General features: G+C 29.6%; 10 protein-coding genes and 1 pseudogene. 4 read left to right on the plus strand and 7 right to left on the minus strand.

Annotation, left to right across the window (positions count from 1 at the left end):
- Positions 1-351: 351 nt before the first annotated feature.
- The 3 genes from RBH29_RS16745 to RBH29_RS16755 all read left to right on the plus strand — a co-directional run bounded on the left by RBH29_RS16745 (position 352) and on the right by RBH29_RS16755 (position 2489).
- Positions 352-486 (plus strand): hypothetical protein, encoded by a 135-nt coding sequence (locus RBH29_RS16745; protein ID WP_306698148.1) that lies wholly within the window; start codon positions 352-354, stop codon positions 484-486.
- Between the two features lie 190 nt (positions 487-676).
- A complete protein-coding gene (locus tag RBH29_RS16750; RefSeq protein ID WP_306698149.1) occupies positions 677-2248 on the plus strand; it encodes a recombinase family protein in 1572 nt (523 codons plus the stop codon).
- A gap of 85 nt (positions 2249-2333) precedes the next feature.
- On the plus strand, positions 2334-2489 hold the full coding sequence (locus RBH29_RS16755) for a DUF3368 domain-containing protein (protein ID WP_306698150.1): 156 nt from the start codon (positions 2334-2336) through the stop codon (positions 2487-2489).
- Positions 2490-2506: 17 nt separating this feature from the next.
- Here RBH29_RS16755 and RBH29_RS16760 read toward each other — a convergent pair.
- The 4 genes and pseudogenes from RBH29_RS16760 to RBH29_RS16775 all read right to left on the minus strand — a co-directional run.
- A pseudogene (locus RBH29_RS16760) lies at positions 2507-2797 on the minus strand (hypothetical protein); the annotation flags it as partial.
- Positions 2798-2884: 87 nt separating this feature from the next.
- The gene (locus tag RBH29_RS16765) at positions 2885-3709 is read right to left on the minus strand and encodes a hypothetical protein (protein ID WP_306698151.1); all 825 of its coding nucleotides are present in this window, start codon (positions 3707-3709) and stop codon (positions 2885-2887) included.
- A 231-nt stretch (positions 3710-3940) separates the two neighbouring features.
- Positions 3941-4303, minus strand: coding sequence for a YccF domain-containing protein (locus tag RBH29_RS16770; RefSeq protein ID WP_306698152.1), 363 nt, complete (start codon positions 4301-4303; stop codon positions 3941-3943).
- 94 nt (positions 4304-4397) lie between these two features.
- Positions 4398-4619, minus strand: coding sequence for a YdbC family protein (locus RBH29_RS16775; protein ID WP_306698153.1), 222 nt, complete (start codon positions 4617-4619; stop codon positions 4398-4400).
- A 234-nt stretch (positions 4620-4853) separates the two neighbouring features.
- Here RBH29_RS16775 and RBH29_RS16780 point away from each other — a divergent pair, with 234 nt between their 5' ends.
- Positions 4854-5603, plus strand: coding sequence for an SDR family NAD(P)-dependent oxidoreductase (locus RBH29_RS16780; RefSeq protein ID WP_306698154.1), 750 nt, complete (start codon positions 4854-4856; stop codon positions 5601-5603).
- A 294-nt stretch (positions 5604-5897) separates the two neighbouring features.
- Here the strand turns inward: RBH29_RS16780 and RBH29_RS16785 are convergent, their stop codons facing one another.
- From RBH29_RS16785 to RBH29_RS16795, 3 genes are all read right to left on the minus strand, one after another.
- On the minus strand, positions 5898-6725 hold the full coding sequence (locus tag RBH29_RS16785) for an energy-coupling factor ABC transporter ATP-binding protein (protein ID WP_306698155.1): 828 nt from the start codon (positions 6723-6725) through the stop codon (positions 5898-5900).
- Positions 6722-7429: an energy-coupling factor transporter transmembrane component T family protein gene (locus tag RBH29_RS16790; protein ID WP_306698157.1), complete on the minus strand. Its 708-nt coding sequence runs from the start codon at positions 7427-7429 to the stop codon at positions 6722-6724. Before RBH29_RS16790 ends, RBH29_RS16785 begins: the two co-directional genes overlap by 4 nt.
- 105 nt (positions 7430-7534) lie before the next feature.
- The coding region (locus RBH29_RS16795) for a hypothetical protein (RefSeq protein ID WP_306698158.1) at positions 7535-7826 on the minus strand (292 nt) is incomplete at its 5' end.

The raw sequence follows: 7826 nt of genomic DNA on the forward strand, positions 1-7826 counted from the left end.
TTTATTTAGATTTTCCCGCCCGATATTAATTTTTAACAGTCGAAATTATCAACGGTACCACAAACTATGTTTAATACAATATTATCATATAAAACATAAAAACTACAACTAAACACAAAATGCTTTTTACAGTAAATGAAACCGCTAAAATTTTAAACATCTGAATGAATAAGGCTTATGAACTTATAAATGAACAGCAAATACTAAATGTACGAGTTGGTAGAAAAGTATTAATTCCTACTAAACAGACATTAGAATAATGGCTTGTTAAATCTGCAGGTTAAGTCACAGAAATAAATGTTTTAGAATAATATATTGGATAAATGGCTTTTGATGGGGGTTTATTTATATATGAAAAAAACTAAATACATAGTCGAAGAGGTATTTGATTCAAAAGATACTCAAAGCAAAAAAAAGAGTATTGAGAAAATATTAATTAATATAATCAGAAAAACAGAAGCAAACAAAATATATGAATTACAATAAATATTATCAATAAAGTTTATATGTAATTCATGAATCAAGGAACATGATTTTACAATATCCAAAAGGATTATTGTAAAACATGTAGCTTAAAATAATAACTTACGAAGCCTTATAAATATGTAAAAAGTTAGAGGTAACATCTCATAACTATCTGTTTTGCTGTAAGTAAAGTACTCATGAGGTTATAACTATGGTTAAAGTTGCAATATATTGTAGATTGTCAGATGAAGACAAAAATAAATCCATTCCCACTAGCGATTCAGAAAGTATTCAAAACCAAAAGAATATGCTTACTAAGTATAGCCTTGATCAGGGATGGAGTATTTATAAAATATATTCTGATGATGATTTTTCTGGACTTGACAGTGATAGACCTGAATGGAATAACATGATACAAGAAGCACAAGAAAAAAAGTTTAATATTATATTATGCAAAAGTCAAGCCAGATTCACAAGGGACATGGAAGTAGTTGAGAAATACTTCCATAATAAATTTATAGAGTGGGGTATTAGGTTTATTGGCTTAGCTGATAGCTCTGATACTTTAAATAAGGGAAACAAAAAACAACGCCAAATAAATGGGCTTGTGAATGAATGGTATTGTGAAGATGTATCTGAAAATATAAAGTCCGTATTTGATGTAAAAAGAAATGAAGGTAAATTCATAGGTTCATTTGCTTGTTATGGCTATAAAAAAGACCCTGAAAACAAAAATAATTTACTAATTGATGACGAAACAGCCCAGGTAATAAAAATGATATTTGAATGGTATTTAGAAGGATATGGAACACAACACATTGCATATATGCTAAACGAAAAAAGAATTTTTAATCCTACAAAATATAAACAAAATGTAGGTTTGAATTTTAAAAATTCAAGTGCAAAGAATAATTTCGGATTGTGGAATAAAACAACAGTTAAACGCATTCTAAAAAATGAAATGTATATAGGAAATATGATACAGGGAAAAAGAAAAAAAGTAAGTTATAAATCAAAAAAGATAATTTCAACTCCACAAGAAGAATGGATTAGAATAGAAAATACACATGAGCCAATAATAAGCAAAGAAACATTTAATGAAGTGCAAAGGCGTATATCATCTAGGCAGAGAAGCACAGGTAAAGGACAGGCACATATTTTTTCTACAAAGGTTAAATGTTTAGATTGTGGTTCTACAATGAATAAAGTTACTACTTTTAGAGGGAATAAAAGATATATTTATTTGAGATGTAAAACTTACTCTTTAGGTAATAAAAATTTATGTACTAGTCACAGTATAAGACTTGATGAACTAGAAGAAATAATCACAGAACGAATAATCAAATATATAAACAGCTATCTTGATGAAAACAGTATTATTAACAAACTAAAATCAGAATCAAACTTAAACAACAAATTTGAGAAAATGAAAAATGAAATTTCAAGTATTATGCAGAAGATAGATCAAAACTCTTTAATATTAAAGAATCTGTATATTGATAAAGTAAAGGCAAATATTACAAATGAGCAATTTATAGAACTCAACAATAGTTTTTTAGACGAAAAGAATCAGTTACTTAAAAGAAAAGAAGAGCTTAATAAAAACATTAATGAGTTCATTGAAAACTCTAAAAACATTAATAAATGGTCTGAAATTGTTAAAAAATATAAGGGTTTTAAACAAATCAATCACATAATAGTTAATGAGTTTATCGATTATATCGAAATAGGCGAAAAAAACAAAGATTCAGGGCAGAAGATTAAGCTTCATTGGTTGTTTTAGTAAAAATTCAAACTTTAGTGTGGTATAATTAACTTATACACAAGTTGATGAAAAAACAACAAGAAACAGGACAAAGTCTTTTTTATTGACGCCTATAGGTACATTAGGTGTTTTAAAGATTACTAAATATGAAAAAAAGGTAGATAAAATAAAACCTTATATTGACGTATTGTTAGAAAAAGGATATAGAATATCTCAAAAATTATATGAAGACATATTAAAAAAAGAAAATGAAATATAGTTTTGTGTTTAAAAGACCACCACATGTGGAGCTGTACCATCTAAAAGTGCTACTTTTAATTCAGGTATTACAACCCCATCTAAACTGTCATTGTCACTTGAGCAGTGCATAAATTCAAGATTATATCCCATATCTAAAACTTGATTTCCTATTTTTTTCATAAAAGTAGACTTCCCAACACCTGGGCCACCTTTTATACAAATTATTCTATCAGCTTCTTCCTGAGTTATTATGTAATCATAGTAGCTAAAAAACCCTTGAGAAGTATTGCCACCTGGAAACATGTGCCGAACTTTACCTTTTGACATGAAAAATCCCTCCATAAAAACATTAAGTTTATTATATAAAATATGCATACGGAAAGATTATGTGATTTTTACAACCCTAACTTTTAATTATACATTAATATCTTTGCCATAACGTATACTTTGAATTACTGTATATGGCGAAACACTTCCCCAAGTATAGTCACTAAAATATTTAAACCAAATATACGCCATTTCAATCTGCTCATTAATTGATTTATATTCATTAAATAGCCTTTTATTTCCTTTTGTAAGTTCATCAAAGTAATGTACATAACAATCCTTTATTAAGTTTTTAATATCTAAATTCATAGGCAAAGATAAACTCTCTAAAATATAGTTGTAAAATAACTTTTTATCATATATCACTTCTCTTTCTAGCTTTTGATCTCTCTGTCTTTGAAAAGCTGTATCTAAATATTTATTTGCTATATCAAATTCTCCTGCTTTAATTGCTAAAGCAACAACTTCAGTACAAGCACTTTTCCAATTTGGAACTTTTTTTATCCACAATTCATCAGCAAACTGCATAATATGTTTAAGTGCCTGAGACAGTGATTTTTTATCCTCTTTTCCTGAGTTAAGCCAATTAAAAAAATACAACAGTTCATATTGAATGCTTTTAGCATGTACCTGACCTACTCTTACACCAGGTGCCACCTCTATTTGCTTCTTTTCCAAGGCAATTTTAGCATATCTTTCTCCTAATAGCACTTTTTCTTTGGTTTCTTGCCAATTACTGTTGAGTAAGTATAAAATCACTCTATCTTTTATTGCTAGAGCATACATCAAGCTTTTCCATTTGTTTTTTTCAACATTATCTATCTGAATTCTTTCATCCGCATTTTCAAAAGCATTTATTCTTTTTTTTAAATCATCCCATCTTTTCTCCATATTGATGTATTTATCACTCAATTATAATCACTCCCAATAGCTTGTCTCATTCATTATTCGGAATTAATTTGTATAAATATCTATTAACACTTGATTATAACACAGTACTAAGACCTTAAATTAACTCTCACTCATAATATCATACCACAGTAAACCTTGTTCTTCTAGTACATTTTCTTTTTCTCTCAAAATAATAGATAAATTTACAATTTTATAGATTTAACCCCTTTATGTATAAAACATCCCAGAATTTCATCGAATATCGGCACCAAATGGTACTAAACCAAGTTTTGCAAGTTTAAAGTGCTGAATTCCAAAAGGTATTCCTATAATTGTTATACAAAAAAATCCCCCTATTATAAGGTGCATTATTGCAAGTTCCCATCCCAAAAAAATAATCCAGATAATGTTCAATAAAAGTCCTCCTACCCCAAAATTGCCACTTTTTATTTCTTTGCCAAAAGGCCACAAAACAAGTACAGCAATTTTGAAACACTGGATCCCAAATGGTATACCTATAATTGTTATGCACATAATTAATCCTGCTAACATCCAGATTAATGCCGATATAAGACCTCCAAATATAAACCAAATAATATTACCTAAACATCCCATTTTACTCGCCCCTATATTTAAAAATATTAACTACTAATAATTAGTATTTTAAACTATATATTTTTAGAATACAATATACAAAGCTATTACTATTTTATATGTCCATTTCATTTAAAATCTTTTTTAATTCTTTTAAATCTTCTTCTGTCAATGTAGTACCCTTACCCATTTTTTCGTGTTCAGGATCCCAATCTCTTAAATCATATTTAGGCTCTTTTCCGTTCCAGCTAATTAAATTTAATTCTTTAGTCCATCCTCTTCCTGACTCTGACAAAACTCCAAGCTTCTCTTTTATTTCAAACTTTATATTCGCCATAGCTATTTTCTCCTTTCTTTCTTGTCACATAAAATTTAATTTTTTCAGCTATTATATTCTACTACTTACCACTTTACTTCGTCAACACTGTTAAAATTTATACTTTGATATAGATCTTAAAAGCAGCCCCCCTCTAATCACATATTATTACTTTTAATTTATACAACTAAACTCTCTACTTTAATTGTAGCCAACCTTTGGATATGTTATAATTGTGTAGGTTCTACCAATGTTATGTTAAGAACAGTAAATCAAACAATACCAAATGAAAGGATGGGTAGCATGAAAAAACTAGAGGGAAAACTTGCACTTATAACAGGTTCTTCTAGGGGGATAGGTCAAAAAACTGCAATTGCCCTTGCAAAGGAAGGTTGTAATATTATTGTCCATGGAAGAAAAGAAGAAAATACTTTTAAAACAATTGAACTTTTAAAGGAAACAGGGGTAAAAACATACTCTGTATCGGGAGAACTTTCAAACCCAGAAGCTGTTGAAAATATAATTGAAACTGTAAAAAATAAAATTGGAAACATTGATATTCTTTATAATAACGCAGCTATAATGGCTAAATTTAAACCTATATGGGAAATTCCTCGCAAAGACTGGGACGAAATCATGCAAATCAACTTTTATACCCCAGTACAATTTTGTACAGCATTTGGACAGGATATGAAAAGCAAAAGATATGGCAGGATTGTAAACCTAACTACAGGTATGGAAAACCAACCAAGTCTATGTCCTTATTCCGTTTCAAAAGTAGCCTTAGATAAGTTTACAAAAGAACTGGCATTTGAATTAAAAGATACAGGAGTTTTGGTAAACATGCTAGACCCAGGTTGGCTAAAAACAGACCTTGGTGGCCCAAATGCTGACCATGAAGTTGACACAGTAATCCCTGGTGCAATTGTGCCTGCACTTTTAGATTCAGATGGCGTTACTGGATATTTCTTTAGTGCACAGGATTATAATAAATCTTCCACATAAATTTAAATTAAAAATCTAATTTTTTTAAAAAACTTTTAAAAAAGTACTAAAGTAATTTTTGGTTTTTATCGATACTTAATCTGACAATCAAAAATAACATTTTAAAGTATATATATTTACTCCCCTAATAAACCGTGCATTCTCCCTTCTAACCTTAGAATGCCACGGTTCTTTTTTTGGGAAGACAGGGGGACGGTTCTCTTGTCTCAATTCAAAAATTGAGACAAGAGAACCGTCCCCCTGTCTTCCGGGTTTTCAGTTTATGATTTTTACTGTCTTCCCTGTCTCGGGTTTTCAGTTTATGATTTTTAATAATTGCTCTTCTGCATCTTTAATATCTACAGGTATTTCAACATCTATTCCCTTTTTTCTTAACTTATTAAAAAGCTTTGACAAAAGAGGTGCCTCAAGTCCTACCTTTTCAAAAAGTTCAATGTTGCTTAAAAGTTCTTTTGGTCCTTCTCCACTTATTATTTTCCCATCGCTAATCAAGTAAATTTTATCTGCAACTTCTGAAACAATATTTAAATCGTGGGTTGTAATAATAAGCGTTATTCCAAACTCCTTATTTATTTTATTTAGAAGTGATAAGATGTCACTTTTTGAAGTGACATCTAAAGAGTCAAAGGGTTCATCCATTACCAGTATTTTAGGGCTATTAACAATCGCACCTGCTAGTGCTACTTTTTTCTTTTGTCCACCACTTAAATAGTGTGGAACTTTATTTAGAATATCTTCTATCTTTAATAAAGAAGCTATTTCTTTAACTCTTTTATCAATTTCACCTTTATCCACTTTATCATTTCTCATGGTAAAAGCAATATCATCGTATACTGTAGGTCCTATAATCTGCTCATCAACATTTTGAAATACAACTCCTATATTTTTTCTAATTTTCTCAAAATTTTTATAAGGATCCATTCCCATAACTTCAACTGTCCCATCAACTGCTTTTAACAAACCAAGAATATGAGAAATAAGCGTAGTTTTACCTGATCCATTAGGACCTAAAACAACTACCCGATCACTTGGATTAACTAAAAATTCCAAGCCACAAAGATGTACTTTAGTTTTATCTGGATAAAAATGTTTTAAGCAATTTACCTTTACAATAGCATTCAAAAAACAATCACTCCTGTTAAAATAATTATAGACAGGGTTATATATAAATAGTCTAGCAAACAAAACTTTTTACACTTATAGTTATTTATAATTCCCCCGTCATATCCTCTAAGAGAAAAAATTTGATACATACGATTGCTCATATCAATTGAGTGTATAACCATAACACCTAAGGCTCCAGCTACATTTTTTAAATTTGCAAAAATATTAAAAGATCTATAGCCACCTCTAAGTCTCATACTTTTAATAAGGTTGCCTATCTGATCGATAAAAATAAATAAAGACCTATATGTAAAAAGAAATATATCAACTAAAAGGTCTGGTAAAAAAATAGACAACACCTTAAATATATCTATGTACGATGTAGTAGTTATAAGTAGTATCATGTTCAATGCTGCCCCAACAGCCTTAAATATTACAAGCACACCAGCTTGTACAGACTGTTGCATCATTATAGCTGCAAAAATCAAGCTAAAAAAAGCTGGGTATAATGCTAGTACACAAACTGTCTTTAAAGGAATTTTGGAAAATATCAATATTCCCATTAGAACAATCATGACTCCACCTATCATTATTATATTATCTGAAACCACTATAGCCATTAAAACAAAAAGGGCAAAAAACATTTTACTAACAGCTTTTAAACGATGAAATATACTGTTCCCGCTATTCGAAATACTGTCTATCTCTGCTAAATAATGCATTTATAATACTCCTGTACTTTTTATCTACTTATATTTCAAATACTCCACTTAAGAATTAGTGTTTGCTTTTAGACAAACAACCCAACTCTTTTTTTATAAGTAAAATTACTTGTCAGCTACTGTATTGTTTTGATTTGTTATATCAGGTCTTATTTTGTTGAAAAATTTTATTATTAAAGCTGTTCCTATTGATTCTATAAAAATACCCACTAAGAAGATTATTATAATAGCAGCCCATCCTGAAATAAGTAAAAAATTCGCATCTTCTATTTCATGCTCGTGGTGGTCATGCTCATGACTATCATGCTCGTGGTGGTCATCCTCATGACTATCATGCTCGTGGTGATCATCCTCATGACTATCATGCTCATGGTGGTCATCCTCATGACTATCATGC

The sequence above is a fragment of the Herbivorax alkaliphila genome (assembly GCF_030848475.1).
Lineage (GTDB): Bacteria > Bacillota > Clostridia > Acetivibrionales > Acetivibrionaceae > Herbivorax.

Bases quoted from the DNA above. Each gene is read 5' to 3' on its own strand.
- RBH29_RS16745 (WP_306698148.1), top strand. From the start codon at position 352: ATGAAAAAAACTAAATACATAGTCGAAGAGGTATTTGATTCAAAAGAT.
- RBH29_RS16750 (WP_306698149.1), top strand. From the start codon at position 677: ATGGTTAAAGTTGCAATATATTGTAGATTGTCAGATGAAGACAAAAAT.
- RBH29_RS16770 (WP_306698152.1), bottom strand. From the start codon at position 4,303: ATGGGATGTTTAGGTAATATTATTTGGTTTATATTTGGAGGTCTTATA.
- RBH29_RS16775 (WP_306698153.1), bottom strand. From the start codon at position 4,619: ATGGCGAATATAAAGTTTGAAATAAAAGAGAAGCTTGGAGTTTTGTCA.
- RBH29_RS16780 (WP_306698154.1), top strand. From the start codon at position 4,854: ATGTTAAGAACAGTAAATCAAACAATACCAAATGAAAGGATGGGTAGC.
- RBH29_RS16790 (WP_306698157.1), bottom strand. From the start codon at position 7,429: ATGCATTATTTAGCAGAGATAGACAGTATTTCGAATAGCGGGAACAGT.